The sequence below is a fragment of the Haloterrigena sp. H1 genome, from assembly GCF_005938085.1.
In the GTDB taxonomy this organism is placed as follows: domain Archaea; phylum Halobacteriota; class Halobacteria; order Halobacteriales; family Natrialbaceae; genus Natrinema.
Window position 1 is genome coordinate 66,109 of record NZ_SMZK01000002.1, and the last position, 18,115, is coordinate 84,223.

General features: G+C 55.5%; 13 protein-coding genes and 1 pseudogene. 11 read left to right on the forward strand and 3 right to left on the reverse strand.

What is annotated here, in order from left to right; translation table 11 throughout:
* Positions 1 to 58 precede the first annotated feature (58 nt).
* The 4 genes and pseudogenes from E2L06_RS15615 to E2L06_RS15630 form a co-directional block, all read left to right on the forward strand.
* Positions 59 to 1,165 (forward strand): CNNM domain-containing protein, encoded by a 1,107-nt coding sequence (locus E2L06_RS15615; protein ID WP_138783005.1) that lies wholly within the window; start codon positions 59 to 61, stop codon positions 1,163 to 1,165.
* Between the two features lie 94 nt (positions 1,166 to 1,259).
* Positions 1,260 to 2,357, forward strand: a complete 1,098-nt coding sequence (locus E2L06_RS15620; RefSeq protein WP_138783006.1) for a CNNM domain-containing protein — start codon at positions 1,260 to 1,262, stop codon at positions 2,355 to 2,357.
* Between the two features lie 105 nt (positions 2,358 to 2,462).
* Positions 2,463 to 2,813, forward strand: a complete 351-nt coding sequence (locus E2L06_RS15625; protein WP_138782623.1) for a calcium-binding protein — start codon at positions 2,463 to 2,465, stop codon at positions 2,811 to 2,813.
* A 258-nt stretch (positions 2,814 to 3,071) separates the two neighbouring features.
* Positions 3,072 to 3,524, forward strand: a pseudogene (locus tag E2L06_RS15630) (DEAD/DEAH box helicase family protein); the annotation flags it as partial.
* Positions 3,525 to 3,624: 100 nt separating this feature from the next.
* On the opposite strand, the gene E2L06_RS15635 reads toward E2L06_RS15630, so the two are convergent.
* Positions 3,625 to 3,966 (reverse strand): ArsR family transcriptional regulator, encoded by a 342-nt coding sequence (locus tag E2L06_RS15635; RefSeq protein ID WP_138782624.1) that lies wholly within the window; start codon positions 3,964 to 3,966, stop codon positions 3,625 to 3,627.
* A gap of 184 nt (positions 3,967 to 4,150) precedes the next feature.
* On the opposite strand from E2L06_RS15635, the gene E2L06_RS15640 reads away from it, so the two are divergent.
* Complete coding sequence (locus tag E2L06_RS15640) at positions 4,151 to 5,494, forward strand: ISH6 family transposase (protein WP_138782593.1); 1,344 nt, start codon at positions 4,151 to 4,153, stop codon at positions 5,492 to 5,494.
* A gap of 88 nt (positions 5,495 to 5,582) precedes the next feature.
* On the opposite strand, the gene E2L06_RS15645 is transcribed toward E2L06_RS15640, so the two are convergent.
* Together E2L06_RS15645 and E2L06_RS15650 are read right to left on the reverse strand one after the other, a co-directional pair.
* Complete coding sequence (locus tag E2L06_RS15645; RefSeq protein WP_138782625.1) at positions 5,583 to 5,939, reverse strand: HalOD1 output domain-containing protein; 357 nt, start codon at positions 5,937 to 5,939, stop codon at positions 5,583 to 5,585.
* Between the two features lie 70 nt (positions 5,940 to 6,009).
* Positions 6,010 to 6,687, reverse strand: a complete 678-nt coding sequence (locus E2L06_RS15650) for a helix-turn-helix domain-containing protein (RefSeq protein ID WP_138782626.1) — start codon at positions 6,685 to 6,687, stop codon at positions 6,010 to 6,012.
* 480 nt (positions 6,688 to 7,167) lie between these two features.
* On the opposite strand from E2L06_RS15650, the gene E2L06_RS22445 reads away from it, so the two are divergent.
* The 6 genes from E2L06_RS22445 (at position 7,168) to E2L06_RS15680 (ending at position 17,921) form a co-directional block, all read left to right on the forward strand.
* Positions 7,168 to 7,578 carry a hypothetical protein gene (locus E2L06_RS22445; protein ID WP_138782627.1) on the forward strand — a complete coding sequence of 137 codons (411 nt, stop codon included), beginning with the start codon at positions 7,168 to 7,170 and terminating at the stop codon, positions 7,576 to 7,578.
* Between the two features lie 64 nt (positions 7,579 to 7,642).
* A complete protein-coding gene (locus tag E2L06_RS15660; protein WP_138782628.1) occupies positions 7,643 to 9,322 on the forward strand; it encodes a hypothetical protein in 1,680 nt (559 codons plus the stop codon).
* A 94-nt stretch (positions 9,323 to 9,416) separates the two neighbouring features.
* Positions 9,417 to 10,562 (forward strand): hypothetical protein, encoded by a 1,146-nt coding sequence (locus E2L06_RS15665; protein ID WP_138782629.1) that lies wholly within the window; start codon positions 9,417 to 9,419, stop codon positions 10,560 to 10,562.
* Positions 10,563 to 11,663, forward strand: coding sequence for a hypothetical protein (locus E2L06_RS15670; protein WP_138782630.1), 1,101 nt, complete (start codon positions 10,563 to 10,565; stop codon positions 11,661 to 11,663).
* Entirely contained in the window at positions 11,660 to 13,852 is a 2,193-nt protein-coding gene (locus E2L06_RS15675; RefSeq protein ID WP_171052405.1) for a VirB4 family type IV secretion system protein, read from the forward strand. Before E2L06_RS15670 ends, E2L06_RS15675 begins: the two co-directional genes overlap by 4 nt.
* Entirely contained in the window at positions 13,839 to 17,921 is a 4,083-nt protein-coding gene (locus E2L06_RS15680) for a conjugal transfer protein (RefSeq protein WP_138782631.1), read from the forward strand. The genes E2L06_RS15675 and E2L06_RS15680 overlap by 14 nt, the downstream gene beginning before the upstream one ends.
* Positions 17,922 to 18,115: the final 194 nt, after the last annotated feature.

Sequence of the window (18,115 nt, forward strand, 5' to 3'; positions counted from 1 at the left end):
TGTGTCCGACGGCCTCATGCTTTTCTGCCTCAATGCCGAATCGATGGACCAATACCGAATGCAAGCACCCGAAATACTCCTCCGTCTCGTCGCGGGTGCCGCGTTGATTCTCGCCAACGGGTTTTTCGTCACCATCGAGTTCGCGCTGACCCGCGCTCGACAGTATTCCAAATCGGAGTTCATGGAACCCGGTCTCGAACGCGCGTGGGAGATGACCGAGGACCTCGAAATCTATCTCACCGGGTGTCAGGTCGGCATCACTGCCTGTAGCATCGCACTGGGTATCGTCGCCGAACCCGCGCTCGCAGCGCTGTTCGAGCCGCTGTTCGGCGGGACGGTTCTCGCGTCGATTGGCGCGGGCGTGATCTTGGCGTACATCATCGTGAGCCTGGTACACAAGATCTATGGCGAACAGGCCCCCACCTATCTCGGTGTCGAGCGATCGAAACAGGTCTGCCGCTACGGTGCGACGCCGCTGTATTGGTTCACGTGGGTCATTCGACCGATTCTCCGCGTCGGTGACTGGGTGGCGAAATGGACGCTTTCGCTGTTCGGCGTCGAGATGACTGGTGCGTGGCTCGAATCCGACGGCGAAGACATCGAGGGGCGTGCGGACCTCCACCGACAGCTCGGGTCGATACTTGACGACAGCGAGGTTTCCGAAGAGCGTCGGCAGGAGGTGATGAACGCGTTGGTGGTCGAGGAAATTCCCATCCGAGACAGCATGGTGCCGCGCGAGGAAATCGCCGCACTCTCGACCAACAACACACCCGAGGAAAACCTCGCGGTCATCGAGGAACATCCACATCTCCGCTTTCCGCTCGTCGGCGAGGACATCGACGATTTCCGAGGGGTCGTTTACCTCGCGGCGGTCACAAACCAGTTCGAGGCGTTCAAAAACGGCGATATCGATATCGAAGACCTCGCCGAGTCGCCGATGACGCTGCCGGCCGACGAGGAAATCAGCGACGCTATCGACCGCTTCCAGACGGAAAATCAGGAGCTTGCCCTCGTCACTGAGGAGGGACGGGTCGTCGGCCTGCTAACCTCGACAGACGCCTTCGAGGAAGTGATGGGGGAACTCGAAGACCCCATTGACGCCTACCAGCGCGAACAACGCCGAGACGACGCATCGGGACTGGACTCCCAAAGCGACCCGGCTTGAGACTCCTCGTGAGAACGGAATTCGTCATAGCGCGAAAATGGGTTTGCAGACAAATCGTTTATCTGCGTTGCTATTCCTATAACTTGCTATGCCGATGACCGCTCTCGAAGCCTCCATCAGGCTTATTGCCGGTCTATTACTCATTCTCGCCAACGGGTTTTTCGTCGCCATCGAATTCGCGTTGACCCGCGCCCGACAGTATTCCAAAGCGGAGTTCGTGGAACCCGGAAGAACCGCTCTCGAACGAGCGTGGGAGATGACTCAGAATTTGGAGATTTACTTGACCAGTTGTCAGATCGGGATTACGTTCTCAAGCATCGCGGTCGGTATCGTTGCCGAACCCGCGCTGACGGCCATCTTCGAACCGCTGTTTGGTGGTACCGTTCTCGCATCGGTCGGAGCAGGGGCCATCCTCGCGTTTCTCATCGTCAATCTCGTCCATCTGACCCACGGCGAGCAGACTCCTACCTATCTCGGCGTCGAGCGCTCGAAACTGGTCTGTCGGTACTGTGCGACGCCGCTGTACTGGTGGACGCGGGGCATCTGGCCGGTCATCCAGTTTGGAGACGGGGCGGCGAAATGGACGCTTTCGCTGTTCGGTGTCGAGATGACCGGCGCGTGGCTCGAAACCGAAGCCGACGTCATGCGGGGGCGTGCGGGGCTCTACAAGCGCTTCAGCTCGACTCTCGAAGCGGGAAACGTTCCCGCAGAACGCCAGCAGGAGGTGATGAACGCGCTGGCCGTTGGCGACATCCCGATCGAGGTGATCATGGTTCCGCGCGAGGAGATCGTCGCGCTCTCGACTGAGAACACCCCCGAGGAGAACCTCGCGCTCGTGGAAGAACACTCCCGTTCTCGCTACCCAGTGGTCGGCGAAGACATAGACGACTTCCGCGGCATCGTCTATCTCCCGACGATCACGAACCATTTCGAGGACCTCATGAGCAGCGAAGTCAGCATCGAAGACATCGCTGCGTCGCCGATGACGCTCCCCGCCAAGGAAGAAATTAACGACGCCATCGACCACTTCCAGAGGGAAAATCAGGAACTCGCCCTCGTCACCGAGGGCGACGAGATCGTTGGTCTCCTGACTTCGACGGATACCTTCGAGGAGGTCATGGGCGACCTCGAAGACCCGATAGACGAGCGGGCCGGACGCGCGTACCGTGGAGCGGACTCGACCGGGACCTGAGACGATTTCGATAATTCTTCGGTCGCGTTGCAAAGCCGTCTCGAGTCTGTGAGAACTGAAGAGACCACCAGAATGCCTTACCTTCGAGCCGACTTACTGCTAACCATGGCAGATAGAGACGAAGAGCGTGAGGAGCGTATCGAGATGGAGATAGTCGTCGATGCCTATACTCAAGACGAGCAGGCCGTGGGCTGGATAACCTATCTGGAAGAGACCATGGACTTTCCCTTTGAAGCGCAGTGTATCGAGGAGCGCGAGGTATCTCCGCTAAAGGAAGGCGAAACAGTGAGCGTGCTCGGGATGCCCTCGATAGAGCCGTCGCTCCGTCAGCAGTTCGTAACCATCGAGTGGAACGACAGAGAACTCGGAGTCCCACTGAAACAACTCGAGCCTCTCGAAGCCAGCGATGATACTGAACAGGCAGTCGCCGACTGGCACTACTGGCTCAACCGATAACGAGTGATGAGAAAAAGTTGTGCTGCCTCAGCAAGCCTTACTCACAGGGAGTACCACGTCCCGGTAATGAGGGTCTCGCGTCGCAAAGCCATCTCGAACTCGCTCGTTTGTTTCAGTGTAGTTGAATAACCATCAACTCTCAGAACGCTTCTTGAGTCATCTTGGTGAACGCCTTCATAGCACGCCCGGCAGTCGAATAGCGTCGAGCGATAGCCAGCAAACCCAAGTACGGCGTCGATCGTAGACGTTTGTAGTTGCATGCGCCTGACGTTCGATGATGGAACGCTGCTACTCGAGGACGCCCCTGACAGTGTTCCCTACGCAGAGTGGGATGACCGCGTCGATGAGTATCGAGCGCAGGCCTATCGCTATCACGACCTCCATCAGTGGGCAACTCCCTCCAGTCGCGACCAGCAGACCCTCGCGCAGGCCACGATGGCTAGCGAACCCCTTGAAGACGATGCCAGAGCCTACAGTGACCTTGCCCTCTCACCTGCCGTCGCGATCGAACCTCGAGGCTACCAGCAAGCCGCCCTCGAGGCATGGCTCGATCACGACCGCCGGGGGAGTGTAGTCCTCCCGACCGGCAGCGGAAAGACCTTCCTCGCGATCCAGGCGATTGCCGACGCCGGCGTCAGTACGCTCGTGGTTGTTCCCACGATCGATCTGCTCAACCAGTGGCATGCGACGCTCACGAACGCCTTTGGAGAAGCCTGTCATAGAAAGACTCGCAGACAATTTGTTTCAACTTCCTTTAAGTGAATTAGCCGGTAAGTAGATGTGCGTATCTCTCACGGACGGTCGGTTCCAGTCAGCCATCGAAATCTACATCGAACTGATTTTGAATGCATCTCATGAGCGGTTGAAGTTCTTCAAAGTCTGGACCTTTCATGATAGTATCGGCGGCACGGTTCCAGATGATGAATCCAGCCTCATCGAGATGGGGAAGGTGTTCGTGATGAAGTCTTATCGTGAAGAATGCAGGCTCCGTCTCTGCTGGCCTGAACTCTTCTGATTGAAACTCCCCTACTTCACGTGGATGTTGGCTTTCGAGTGCCAGTAGGATTCGACGCCGGGCCGGACAGCTGAGTGCCTTGAGCGACTGGTTCAGGGTTTCACTGCGTTCTCCATCTCTGGAATCTGGCTCAGACATGGGCAAGTAGTTGTCTAAAGAAATTGGAGAACAATCTTAAGTCCTTCATTCTGTTGTCCAACTTATATATGAAAAACTTACATTTAGTCAGAATAAAATATTGGTCGTGTCTCAAACTCGTCTAGAGTCGTAACTGACTCCTGTGGAAGCAGGGTCACCTCTGGTATCCAGCCCGAAGTGACCCATGCACGCCGAAATCAACGTGCGGTTCGCAGTTAGCATCGCCCAAGACAAAACGCTACCGCTCGCCACGCTCGCTGAATCTCTTACCGAGATTCAGCTTGAGGCCACTATCCTCGAGGAGCTCGTCAGAAGCCTCGACGAGCGCCTCGTCGAGGCGTACTGTGGTGAGAAACACGCGCGCGGAAACGGCGACTGCCGTTTCCAGCGCGCAGGAACCTCCACACGAACCGCTGTGACAACCGCAGGAGAACACGAATTCACCCTCCACCACGTCAAAGACACTGCTGCCACCGACGGCAACCCGACCTATTTCCGTCCGCTCGAGGATCTTATCGACTTCGACGGCCAGCGCATCTATCAAGAAGATATCTCGCTCCAGGCTGCCGAACTCGCTACTTCGCTCAGCTATCGTGATGCCGTCGCCCACGGCGACGGCTTCACTCCCATGCCCTCGATCACGACGGTCAACCGCCGAGTCCGTGAATACGGCAGCAAGCTCGGTGACTTCGTTCGTGATCGGCTTCCTGGGACGAATGCAGACACTGTCGTTCCTGACGGAACGAAGTGTCATAGCCAGCAGGATCACTGCACCTACCATGATGTCAACGTCACCCTCGGGCAGACGGCCGAGGGTGACGACACAGAAACCACACTCTTAGACGTCAACGTCAACGAATCCTGGGATGAAACAGCAGAAGCCCTCGAAGAGACTGAGGCGGTCACTGACGACGCCACGGTCGTCAGTGACGCCGAAAAGGCACTCGTCGATGCGTTCGAGAGTGGTGACCGATCTCACCAGCTCGATCTCGTTCACGTTGGTCGAACGCTCGGGTACAAGCTCTGGAAAGACGATACGTTTCCGCTCTCCGAGCGGAAAGCGATCGTCTCTGGCGTTACGGATGATCTGTTCCATCTGAAGAACTCTGTCGCACTCCATGCACCGAGGAATGAGCGTTTGGCGATCCGCGAGCGGATCGACCAAACGCTCGAGAATCTCGGGAAGGAAGCCTGGAGGTTAGAGCGTCAAGACTCCCCGAAAGCTACGGCGTACCTCCGGGAATGGGCAGAAGCAACCGTGACGTTCGCGGAACTCGCGCTTGATCAACAGCAGGTTCCGTGGACGTCAAACGTGGTCGAACGAGCCATGGGTGAAGTTTCGAAGCGGTGTAAGAATCAATGGATGCAGTGGTCAGAAGCAGGGTTAGAGTCACTTCTCTGGTTGAATTTGGTGCAGTATGCCGATCCCGAGCAGTTCGCGGCGTTCGCCGACGAACTGCTCGAGCGATCAGCCAAAACAGCCATCACAATGGAGGTGTCAGTTGACGCTACCAGAGGCGAACTCTAGACGAGTTTGGGACGGGACCAAAATATTAGGTGGCTGTGATGTCTTTGTCTGAATCTGTCCACGATGGTCATAGCCCCCAGCCCACTCATCAGTCTCCAGAACTCTCGACTGACGGTTGTGCGTTCACCAGAATAGTATCGGTGCTGGTGACTGTTACATTGCATCCGGCATAAGGGAACGTGACCTGCCAGCCAGCGCCCTCGTCGGTTTCGTTAGTTGACAGACTGGTGAGCGCGTCAGGGTCCACGGCGTCGTAAAGCGGTGGAAGTGATTCACCATTCCCCTCAGCCGAAGCAGGGCTCTCTGACGGTAACAGTGGGGTATTAGTGACGGCGCTGACTGCATTGAGAACTGCTTGAACCAACGTCTCGTTGTCGTTCAGATTGTATTCAAATCTTTGTGATTCCATCATGGAGGAGTCTCCTCCATCGGTCTCGTTGCTCATTCTCTATATCCATTGGTTGAGTACGGGTTTGTCGCTTACCTGCAATTATGGAGGCCATTTAATATGGGTGTCACTTGCCACTGCCATCATCCGTGGAGTCGTGATGTACGATAGTACTTCCGAGAAGATTCCGGTACCCCCGGCGAAGGCGGTCGGCGAACGAGGGTCGTGAAATACCGAGTTGGTCAGCAAGCGTTTCAAGGTCGGTGTCACGGGGACTGTCATAATAGCCTTCGCTGAAAGCGAGAAGCAACGCCTCGTGCTGGTTAGCGGTGAGTCCATACTCGTTACCGGCCTGCATCTCTGCCAGCGATTTCAACCGCGTAAGCCGGGCATTGATGTCGTGGTCGGCGCAATATTGCTGAAACTCCGAGATTTGGTCTGAATCTTCAGCGCGGAACTCAAACGTCCACTGTTCATGCGTGCCGACCGCCGATAACAGCGTGAGACCGCTATCGAGAATAGCTGTGAGGACGCCTTCTACCTCAAGGTTCCAGAGAGCGCGATATAACCCCCGATTTTCGAGGGAATCGACACACGTTACTGACTCAAATGCTGATTCGGTTGTCAGAGCGTTTTTGATGGTGTCGTCAGAGACAGAGATATTGTTTATCCAGAAGTACGGGAGGTTGCCTTGGTCGGTGGGAACGACACGCTCTATCTCGACCATTACGTTCGGAAATCCATCGAAAATTTGACCTAATGGGAAGTCATCTGCCGGGATAGTGAACTCTGCAATGGTCGCCATACCAGCAGTCACAACTGCGAAGCGGAAAATAGTCTGCCCACGCTGAACTGGCCAGACGGGTAGACCAATGGTTGCTGTTCTTCAAGAAAAGACACTCTGAGTTGTTCAGTTCACGCTCTGTACTTGCCATTCCCTACGGGTTCAATAGGCGTGTGTCTGGTTCTGTGACACCCTATGTAGAATGCTAACGCAACCGGAATAGCAGTTAAACCTGACATTCATTACTTCCACCTAATTTCGACTCTCTCGACAAATAACTCACTGAAAACAATTATTTCACGACTACATTTAAGAAATTCAGAAGACATTTACTCAATCTCGGTAGACCGTCGGTCGGAATCATATGCGAAGTTCATTGATCCAAGATAGTCGATTAGCTCAATCCTGCTCGAGTAGCCGTCTATCCCCAAATAGTGGTTTGCTCTTTCACTGGCAGAGTATCCGTGACCAGCATCACGTCAGCAACGGTCTTGCCCACTAATGACAGTGAACGATACAACTCCCGACGAACAGCCATACTCATCGCATCTTCGCCAGCGGGTTGTACGCAGTAGCGTTATCTCGCTTCTTTCCCTCTCGATTGTGGCTGTTGACCCCGTCCTTGCGCAGGATGGTGTCGTCTGTGACGCCGAAGGACTCCCAGAGATGATCTCCGGATTCTTCCAGATTACAACCGCGCTCGGTCTCATTGGGCTCGTTATTGTCTGGCAGGCCGATTCACTCGCTGAGATATTCACGATAAATATCGAGCAGAAGAAGAAACTCAAACAGCACAAACGAGTGGCACTGAAGTCTACGGTGACCGTGCTGGTCCTCGGTCCACTGTATACGGTGGCTGGCTCTGCAATGGGGCTACCGCTTGCGGGGTGTGTCGACTTTGTTCCGTGGTAAGTTCTGAACCCACCGTCAGATAGTGTCCAACTTCGTCACCTCCGTGTCTCAGAAATCCTATATCATGATTGCTGTTGCCGCTCTTGCAGTCACGACACTCGTGTTTTCGGGAGCCACTGCGAGTGCTGGTACTCCACCGCAACCGGGCTCTGATAACAGTGGTTTGGACGTCAACGAGACGGCGACTCTCTGGTCACAAGATCCAGACGAGTGTCTCAGTAATGCCGAGTACGAGAATCGCTTTGGCGAATCGCGAACGGCCATGCAGGAACTCGGCAACTGCACGGACATCACGTTCAAAGAACCGCCAGACACGGCTGAACGGTGGACCAAGCACTATTACGAGTCACTCGAGGGAGAGGGCAGTGGGACAGCGACATCGGTCTATCCCACGCATGCCGAGCTCACCGACTCTGTTCTCATCGCCGACGCACACGCGACGACGTTTGCGGTCCAGCCATCGACGCGGACACATCTGGATCCAAATGAGACAGTTCACTACATTGCACCAGCGGGAACACTGCGTGGCTTCGTTGATTATCGCGTCCGTCTCGATAGCGACTCATCGATCCGAGCACACGGGATCGACGAAGTCCGTCTCCTCCGTGATGGCGATGTTGTCGAGACTGCCGGTGGGACACATACCCCGACCTTTGACTACTCGTTCGACCGTGGTGGCTCAGCAACGCTCACACTCGAGGCGGATATCAGCGCTCGCGTCGAGCGAGACCGGGGTAACGAGACCGAGATCATCACTGATCAGGTGACCGTTTCTCAGGACCTCGATGTTGAGGTGTATGACCTCCAGGCCTCGGTCTATCATGCGTCGTATCCGAACGGCGACAGTGGTATCGCAATCTATCAGGCGCAACCGTGGCACGGCTACACGTTGTCTGCTGATGGCGATGCGAAAGTCCGTGGCGTGTGGCGATACTACACCGCTCGAGATACGAACTGGGATGACCTCACGTATGCAACGCGAGACCAGACGGAGACAGTCGCTTCGGATGCGCTCCCGGTCTACGTCCACGCGTATCCGTCCGAATTAGGCCCGCGGGCAGAGCCAATTCGCGACGGGCCCGAGATTCTCGAGGTGTGGGGAACAGAGAGCCCCTCACCGAAACCAGCGATCGATGAGACCGTCGATATCGAGGTCGTCTCCGAACCCTACACACGGTCGTACGGACTTGCTCTCCGTCACGATGATATCGATTCTGATGCTGTCGCCGTCGACGGGATCGTTCGAGGCGTCTCCGCAGACCTCGTCGAACCGAACGGTGGAGCAGAACGAGAAATCCGTGAGAGCAATCTCTCTGTCGAGATCGTCGACTCAAATGCGACCGCAGTAACCCTTCAGATCGAGCTTCGTGACGCCGAGACGGACGCACCGATCATGCTCGAGAACCCGTTCGGTCTGCCTCGCTTCTCATTGATTGGCCACGAGTTCCGTGAGGGCTACATTACGATCGGCGATCAGCGGGTTCGAACGAATAGGCAAGGCGTTGCCACGGTGACTGTCAATCAGCCCGGCATCTACACTGCGGAGTATCACCCTGGTTCGTGGCGTTCACACAGCCCAGCATATCTCGGTGATACAGCCACTGAAACGTGGCATCCACTGGCGACGCCGACGGGATGGTTCACGCTCGTTGTTGACGTCATCCGCTATGCGATTCCCTTTGCAGTTGCACTGTACGCCGCCAAACGAATCGGCTCCTTCCTGAAAATGAAAGATTCGCAATGACAATTCAACAGAGTACAGTATACAGACGCACCGCTAGTGGAGGCATTCCCCTCGGAACTGCCTCTCCACGTAGTCAGTCCGTCGCGGGGGTCGCATGACGCTCGCGTGGTCGCTCTCCGAAGTCGGAGTCAAGTGGTTCGAAGACGCGATTGACAAGCTCATCGGGTGGTTCCAAGACGGGCTGGCAGATGGGTATAACGCAGTCACGGCTCAGGTGTTTGGGACACCAACGCCGGACACGGGTGGTGGATTCGTATTCGGAACCCCATCGAACACGCCGTGGGACGAGATACACAGCAGCCTCGTCGCTGGCGAAATCATGTTGCTTGCTTTGTTGCTGCTGGTGATGTGTGTTCAGGGCCGACATGCGATCCGGATCTTCAATATCGGCAGTGCATACGAGGCCCGGAAGGTGAAACGAAGCGCTTGGACGGGTGCGTTCCTGATTGTCACGTGGTACTGGATTGCGGTCTTGGCGCTCTATCTCGTTGATGGCTTCACGATCGCACTCATTCCAGACATTTCGACAGTGACTGAGACGATGATCGATCTTCTCTCAGTGACGATCTCGAACCCACTCCTTGCGCTCTTTCTCACAGGCGTTGGTGCCATAGCGATGTGGGCCCTTCAGGCTCTCTTCTTCCTGCGCGAAATCATGTTGTATATCCTGATTTACGCGATGCCGATCGGGATTGCACTGACCTATGGCAACCTTCCCGTGGTGTCGCACATTGCGAGAACAGTCTGTCTGAAGTTCGTCCCACTCGCGATCATGCCGCTTCCAGTGGCGCTGCTGTTCAAGGGCTACGAACTGCTCTTCAGTGAGGGGGCGGACTCGACACTCATTCCGGACAGTTCGTTCCTGAGCTATCTGATTGCGGTGACACTGCCGCTTCTCTCGATTATCATCGTCTGGAAGCTGTTCGCATATGCGAGTCCGATGACGACGAAGCTCATCGGTGCAACTGCAAAGGGAGCGATGACAGCCGGCGCAATCGTTGGCGCTGGTGCTGTCGCTGGGCCCTCTGCTGCAGCAACAACTGCGATGTGGGGACCGAAAGCGGCTGCTGGTTACTCTGCTGCGTCGAAGATGCGCCAACGAGAGTCGCCCACTTCACCAGACGACGCGAGCAGCAGTACTGGAGGAGGAACCGACCACGACAACGTTGCGACAGACGCGTACGGTCAGGAGGGTGTTCCGGCGTACCGTCGCACCGAGAATGATCCGGGGTATTACTGAATGACACAAGATCACGATACAGCTGGCCGTCGAATTATGGATGAACTGGGCGAAGAGACACGAATTCCGATCCTGAACATCGAGGAGGGAGACGTCTATGTCCTCTTCGGGTTCCCGATTGCTGGTCTCCTTATCGGAGGGCTGACTGGGCTCGATGGGGCAATTCTGCCGTTTGTCTTGCTCGGTGTCGTTCTCGGCGGTTCGATCGTCTACGCGTCACCGAATCACCTCTCTGCGTCGACTTGGCTGGGTGACGTCTATCGGCACTACTGCAAACGGCCTCGGTTCACGTACAGTACGGCGGCCACAGCCGATGTCGATGAACCGAGTACTGATGGCGGTCTCGTGAGTTACACGCCGTTCACACCAGACGAGCGGACACAGGATCTTACGAACATCAAACGTGCATGGCCCGGTACTGGGGCGATCGAGCGGTCAGATGGAGCGATGGAAGCCTATCTCGAGATCGATCCGGGGAACATGGACTTCGCGATGTCCGGTGACTGGGCACAGATCCAACAACTCGGCGAGGAGTTCGCGAACAAAGAGCTTGACTTCACGCTCAAGTTCCATGCGACGACTCGTCCGTTCCCGGTCGAGAAACTGATCGAGCGAATCGACGGGCGGCTCACTGACAGTGACGTCAAACAGAACCCGATCTTCAAAGAGTTACTCGAGGAATATCGCGAGCAACGCCCTCGTGATCTCGAGGGCACGCAGCAGATCCGGTATTTCATCGGCGTTCAGGTGGACCCGTTCGAGGTTTACGACCGGTATCAGGATGAACAATCGCCGGCAGAGAAGCTCACCACGTTTCCGGTGATCGGCTTCCTGTTCAACCCGTTTGTGACTCGGCGGAACGATATGACCGATGCAGAGATTCGAGCAACCATGTTCGAGAAGCTCGAGAATCGCTGTCATAGCCTTCAGACAGAGTTCATCCAGAAGGCATCTGGATGGTCGACCCACCGGCTCACAACGGTCGAATTGTTTGTGCTCTCGATGGACTTCTGGAACGGCGAGGAACACGAGTACGACGATGATGCGGACGCGATTCGCGATCATCCAGCGGTCGATCATCAACGGAGGGATGACCAATGATCGACCCACTCGCTCTTTCGACTGTTGAGCAAATACAGAATGCACTCCCTGATCCGGGTACCCAGTCCGGACTTGCTATCTACGTCGGGACAACGGCACTGGTAACGCTTCTGGTGAAGCGTGCATGGGATTACTGGCGAGCTGAGGACATCGAAGAGGTTGACCTCGCAGATCTCCTCGAGGAGGCGACCGTCGACGACGGCATCAGTGAAGGTGAGGTCCTCGACGATATCGCAGAACACCACCAACACGTTGTCGCCCCAGCAGCAATCGAGTGGGATACACGGACTGCGCGTGTTGGTGACCAGTGGACATCGACGCTCTACATTGCAGATTACCCGGACTATCCGAAGGACGGCTATCTGACTGAACTCTTCCAGCTCACGGATGTCGAGTTCGATCTGACCGTCCACATCACACCGAAGAGCCAGCAGCAGGCTCGCGACGAACTCCAGCGTGTCGCTGACGATCTTCAGGCTGACGCAGACCTCGAGCGAACTGTCCGTGGGAGCTATCTGCAAGAACGAGCGAACGAAGCGCTGTCGACGTACAAGAGCGTCGAGAACGGAAGCCGTGTCTTCGACCAGGGGATGTTCATCACGGTGCGAGCGGATTCTCGTGATCAACTCCGTGAGGACGTTCGGACGATCCGGAGTCAGCTTCGCGAACAGCCAGCCGGCCTGTCACCGAAGACAGCGATCTGTAAGCAGGATCTCGCAATTCAGGCTGCCGCTCCGATTGGGCCGAATCCGTTTGGCCGAGAGGCAACGGCGCTTGGTGGTGCTATTGGTGCACTCTTTGCCTCGCCGCATAACGCTACGATCCTCGAGGATGGTGGCGTCGAATTCGGCGTTCATTGGAAGAATCAGAGCCCGGTCGTGATCGATCCCTTTGCCCGCGAGAACGGGTATGCGATGTTCACGATCGGCGATCCCGGCTCTGGCAAGTCGTTCGGCTCGAAGCAGAATTTTATCCGGTCGATCGAGCAGAGCGAGGACCGAATCGGAATCATCCTCGAGCCATTGAACAACTGGGCCGGTGTCGCCGAGGCACTCGGTGGCGAACGGATCACGATCGGCGGGGATATGGGACTGAATCCACTCGAGATCAAGCCCACTCCCGAACGCGTCCAGCGAGCAATGGGGAAGGACGCCAGCCCGTATCGTGAAAAGCTCGACAGCGTGATGAGCTTCCTCTCGAATTACTTCGCGATCCGTGGGATCTCACTCGGTGACCGACGGACCACGCTCGAGACCGCAATTGAGCGTGCCTATTCACGGAACGGTATCACCGACGATATCGCGACTCACCACAACGAGAGCCCGACGATGCGAGACGTCCTCGACATTCTCGAGGAAATGGTCGACACGCCAGCAGAGTACGTTGTGCGGACGGACGAGGAAGCAACGAAGATTCAGGACGACGCAACGTGGCTGATCGATCAGCTGCGCCCGTTCGCAGAAGACGGTCGCTACGAGAACTTAGGCCGAGAGACAGCGTTCGATATCCGCGACGAGAAGGTGATCTATCTGGACCTTGCCCAGCAGGAGGGCAGCCTCGGTGGGAGTACGAGCTTGATCATGCAGTTGTTGATCTCGCTGGTCTATGAACGCGCGAAGGAGACGGACAAAGAGGTCGTCTTTGTTATCGACGAGGCCCGCTACATCATGCAGGATGCAGCGAGTCTCGAGTACCTCGAGATCGTTTTCCGTCACCACCGCCATCACAACCTTTCGATTCGACTCGTCACCCAGACTGTCGACGAGTTCTTCCAGCACCCAGAATCAGAGGCGATCATCGATCAGTGTGCAATCAAGCAGTTCCATCATCTCGACGGGATGGACCGTGAGTGGGCCAACGAGTTCGGTCTCAACTCGGCACAAATGCGCTTCGTTCAGGAAGCTGTCCCCGGCAATGATCGGACGGGCTACTCAGAGGCACTCGTCGGCGTCGACGGTGAATGGCGTGGTATCGAAGTTCGAGCGATGGAAGACGAGACGGCAGTGATCGACTTCGATCCGAAATCACAGTCTCATGCAGAGCTACTAGGGCGCTCTACTGAGGCTGAGATCGCTCGAGATCTTATAGAGAGTCCAACTCCCACGTCCATCAGTCCATCGCGGGTCACACACCCAACTCAGACTGACGGCGGAGAAAATGGAGGTGAGATACTCGATGACAAGTCGTGAGTATCTGAAGATCACGCCATCGTCAACACCCACGCATCGGACGGGTGTCCCCGCCACGTTGGAGAGTCTTCACAAACTCTCGAACGCGGCTGCGGCAAGCGTTTCGAACCGAGTAGATCCACGAGTGGACACTGCTCCACCGACATTCGAGTTCCTCGTTGTCTGTGAGGGTGCTGACGACCCAGTCGAATTCTACTATCGAGTTGACCAAGAGATGCACCTCAATACACTCGAGAAGCGTCTCGTCTCCATCTACCCGTCCAGTTTCACCATTACCAGGGCAGACCTCAATCTCGAGGATGTACTCTCCCCTAACAGTGATTCTCCGTCTCATCGTGAGACAGATCCCACACGAGACGGCGCCGAGCCGATCGCTTCGGGTGGGGAAAAGTCCCCAGACAAGTCTGGTGATGACAGTGAGCAGCGTGAGTTGTCTCCACTTGGAATTGAGTGGGTAGGAAAAACCGAGCGGAAAGAAGACTGGATGACAACGATCACGCCGTTCGAGATTGATGAACCTGACGAGGAATACGATGCACAGCGACCCCCACTGTCTGCTATTGTCGATGCAGTTCACGAAATAACCGTTCCCGTTGTCTATCAAGTTGTCTGGCAACGCAAACCGGATTGGCTGGATGACGCTGAACTCCGCAAACTGAACCTTCGCGAAGGTCGTGATACATGGACACAAGAGATCATCGGCTCGTTGTTCGAACCCGTTGACGCCGATCCAAATGAGCGAGAACTGTCACAAGAGACTCGTAACCGAATCCGTCGCATCGAGAATAAACATCCCAGACGAACGTTTACGGCCAACGTTCGCGCAGTCGCAATGGGCGATCCAGAAGAGGCGACTGGTCACGCAGAACTCGAGCAACTAAAGGCAGCGCTGGATCCTCTTGAAGGCCCGTTCTACGAACTTGCCGGTCGGCGTATTCGGGAGAAGGGATATCTCTCACGTCGGAAAGAAAAGCGAGCACAGCGTCACCTCGAGCGAGTGCTTAGTGCGGAAATCATCACCGGTCGTGGGAAAACACGGCAAGATCTCGTGTTTAATGCCGATGAACTGTCAAACATGATTGTCGTTCCTGGTGGTGAGGACTTGACTGTCGATGGGTCTCGTGGAGCACGTTCAGAACAGCGTTCCCGAAATCCATTGCCACGGCCGAATCCCGACCTGATGGAACAGTATCGTGAGGGGATGGCGATTGGATATGCACTCGACGAAAACGGAACCCCGGAGGACGAACCAACGCGAATCCCACCCTCGCTCCTTCCGACACACTATCTTCGAGCAGCAACCACTGGCGCTGGAAAGTCAAAAGCGCTGATCAACGATATGCTCTCGCTCTATGAGAGTACTGATGGTCCAATTATTCTCGTTGATCCGAAAGGCGATGGGATGACCGAAAACTATCTTCGAGCGCACACTCGGCGCTTTGGAGCCACCGATCTTGAGGAAAACGTGCTCCATTTTTCGGTTCCAGACGTTCTCCCCGGGTTTTCGTTTTTCAACCTCTCGCCTGGACTCGCACATGGCCAACGACGAGTCGATGCCGTCCAGCGGAAAGCCGATCACTATGAAGAGATTCTGAAACTCGTCATGGGTCAGGAGCGCTACGACCGGGCGACATCATCTCCACTCATCATTGAGTCGCTCATCAAAGCCCTGTTCGACGAGGAATACGGTCGAGAGAATGGACGCCATCGGGCGTCTGAAGACTACTTTGCTCACCACCAGCTTGAACACGCACTTGATCAACTCTGGGAGTCCGGCCCACCAAATCCACAGGAAGACGGCATTCCGGAATCGAGTGATCCAGAAGTCACGCGAACGATACGCCGCCAGTTGCAATCCGATGGTCGAACGTTTGCGAACGTTATGGGTGGGGTCAGTAACCGATTTGCGTACATCTCACAGGATTCGCATCTTCGAAGAATATTCAACAACACTGACCCGAAATTCGACTTCAGAGAGCTTCTCGACACCAATCAGGTTATCCTGTTCGATCTTGGTGACCTACGCGAAGAGGCTGCACGGATGGTGACTGGCGTTATCCTCACATCTCTCGAAGACGCACTTCGGACACACGAGGACGACCTCAATCGACGTCCAGAGGACTATGTCGTGAACCTCCTGATCGACGAAGCAGCCTCCGTTGTCGTTTCTGATGTCCTCAACGACTTGCTCGAAAAGGGCCGTAGCTTCCGTCTCTCAGTGGGTCTGTCGATGCAGTTCCCAGAGCAGATGCAAGCAGAAGGTGGCCGACGTGTCTACCTAAACGCGCTCAATAACATCGGGAGTCCAATCCTTGGCAAAGTGAACGTTGATCGCGAGCTTGCACAGGCGATGGCTCACGAGGATCTTGATCCGACATCCTTCGCGAATCGGGTGCGATCGCTGCCACGAGGGGAGTGGATTGCCCAACTCCCAAGCCCGCTGTTCGGAGAGACAGGTCCGTATCCGTTCAGTATCAAACCACTCCCGATTCCGCCAGGACATCCCGAGAGTGAGTACCCGCTCTCGATGCATGAAGAGCAACGATTCCAGAGGGCGCTTTCTCGAGTCCATGATCGGACACGGCATGAGTTCGGTGTTCAAGAGTCAGCAGTGTCGATTTCAGATGTCCCAGTCGCTCTCCAAGACGTTCTCGGTATAGATAATCCAGATCTTGATCACGCACTCGTCCGTGTTATTCGAAATCTCCAGTTGCGAGAGGACTGCCGCGAAAGCAACGGGTGGCTCAATGCGAAAACAGCCGACAACGAGTTGCAAATGGCCTTTGCTGAAGTGGATACTGGACCACCCACTCCCGATGAAATCGCTGCTGTGCGTCAACGATCACGACTCATCGAGGTGGGTTTGGATGATAATCGTAACACTGCCATTCGACTTACTGCTGCTGGTGAGTCGATTCTAACACCAGATACCGGTACAAGCCAGACATCGGGTAGTATCCGTCATGACGAGGCGATCTCTCACGTTGAAGCTGCACTCACGAAGATCGGTTGCACGGTTTCGGTTCCGAAGCAAGATGGGAGTGAACAACCCGACGCAAGAGCAGTTCATCCCGGCTGTGACCAGACCTTTTCGATCGAGGTAGAAACGACAACTCCCGAGAACCCAGCACAGGTCTTAGCCAACCTGCGACAGGCACAGGACAGCGATGAGCATCCGATATTCGTTGTTGAAGCGGGCGATCCAGAGCTATCCTGGGCAGATCGGATCGATGGAATACTCTCCTCGCCTGTCCGTGAGCTCTCATCCGGTGAAATTCGGTTCTACACCAAAAATCAGGCCCTCTCGTTCAATGGCGGTGCAACAGCCGACGGTGGTGTAACAGCAGTTCGACCAGCGACGGAACATAGCAAACAGACTGTTTGGAGACGAGAACAGGGCCGATTTGTCTTGGCGAATGGTCAGGATGAGGCGCTTATAGAAACAGAATCGATCGCTGAACTCTCGAGAGATCATGTCCCAGCAGTGTACAGCTATGATCAGACCACTGATGAGTACATCGTCTCCGAACAGGGTATGCAGTATGTCTACGACTCGAAAGAGTCGTTCTTGGAGAAGTGGACTCGCATCATGGAACCGTTTGTTCCCGAAACCGAGTTCTCCTATCCCGGCTATGGACCTTCCGACTACTCGATAGTCGTTCTCCGACCTGATGATGAACCAGTCGTCTACAACGACGGTGAGACAGCTACGCTTGAGACATTGCTCGAACGTGCAGACGATTGTTCATTTGGTGAGAAGGACTCCTCTCTCGATTCCAGCGAACTGCACCTCGCAGAAATCGCTGATGATGCAAATGCAGTTGTTGGACGATTCGCGAGTCTGTTCCTCACTGAAGAGCCAGCCAGTACGGTCGCGGCCAGTACGGTCTACGATTGCTATGAACAGTGGGCAAAACAACATGACATCGATCCAGACGGAAAAAGCTGGTTCGCCCGTCGATTGAGCAACCACGTCGACTTCGGTCGAATAACGGAGCGGCGTGACGGTGACCTTGTCCGGTGCTATGAGGGCCTCCAGCTTGATCACCAAGGTCTCCTCGAGGAGTAACGTGAATCCTGTTGAAATCAGTCGAGAGGGCGTTGTACGGCATTCCTTGGGCGAGTTGCAACACAGCACTTCGTGCTCGAGCAGAATATCGCAAAATCGCCAGACGGGGCGGTGTTACGGCAATCTCAGATCTGCCGTAACACCCCTCTTTCGACGACTCGATGCCGTACGTTCTGTAGAGCCGTTACAGAACG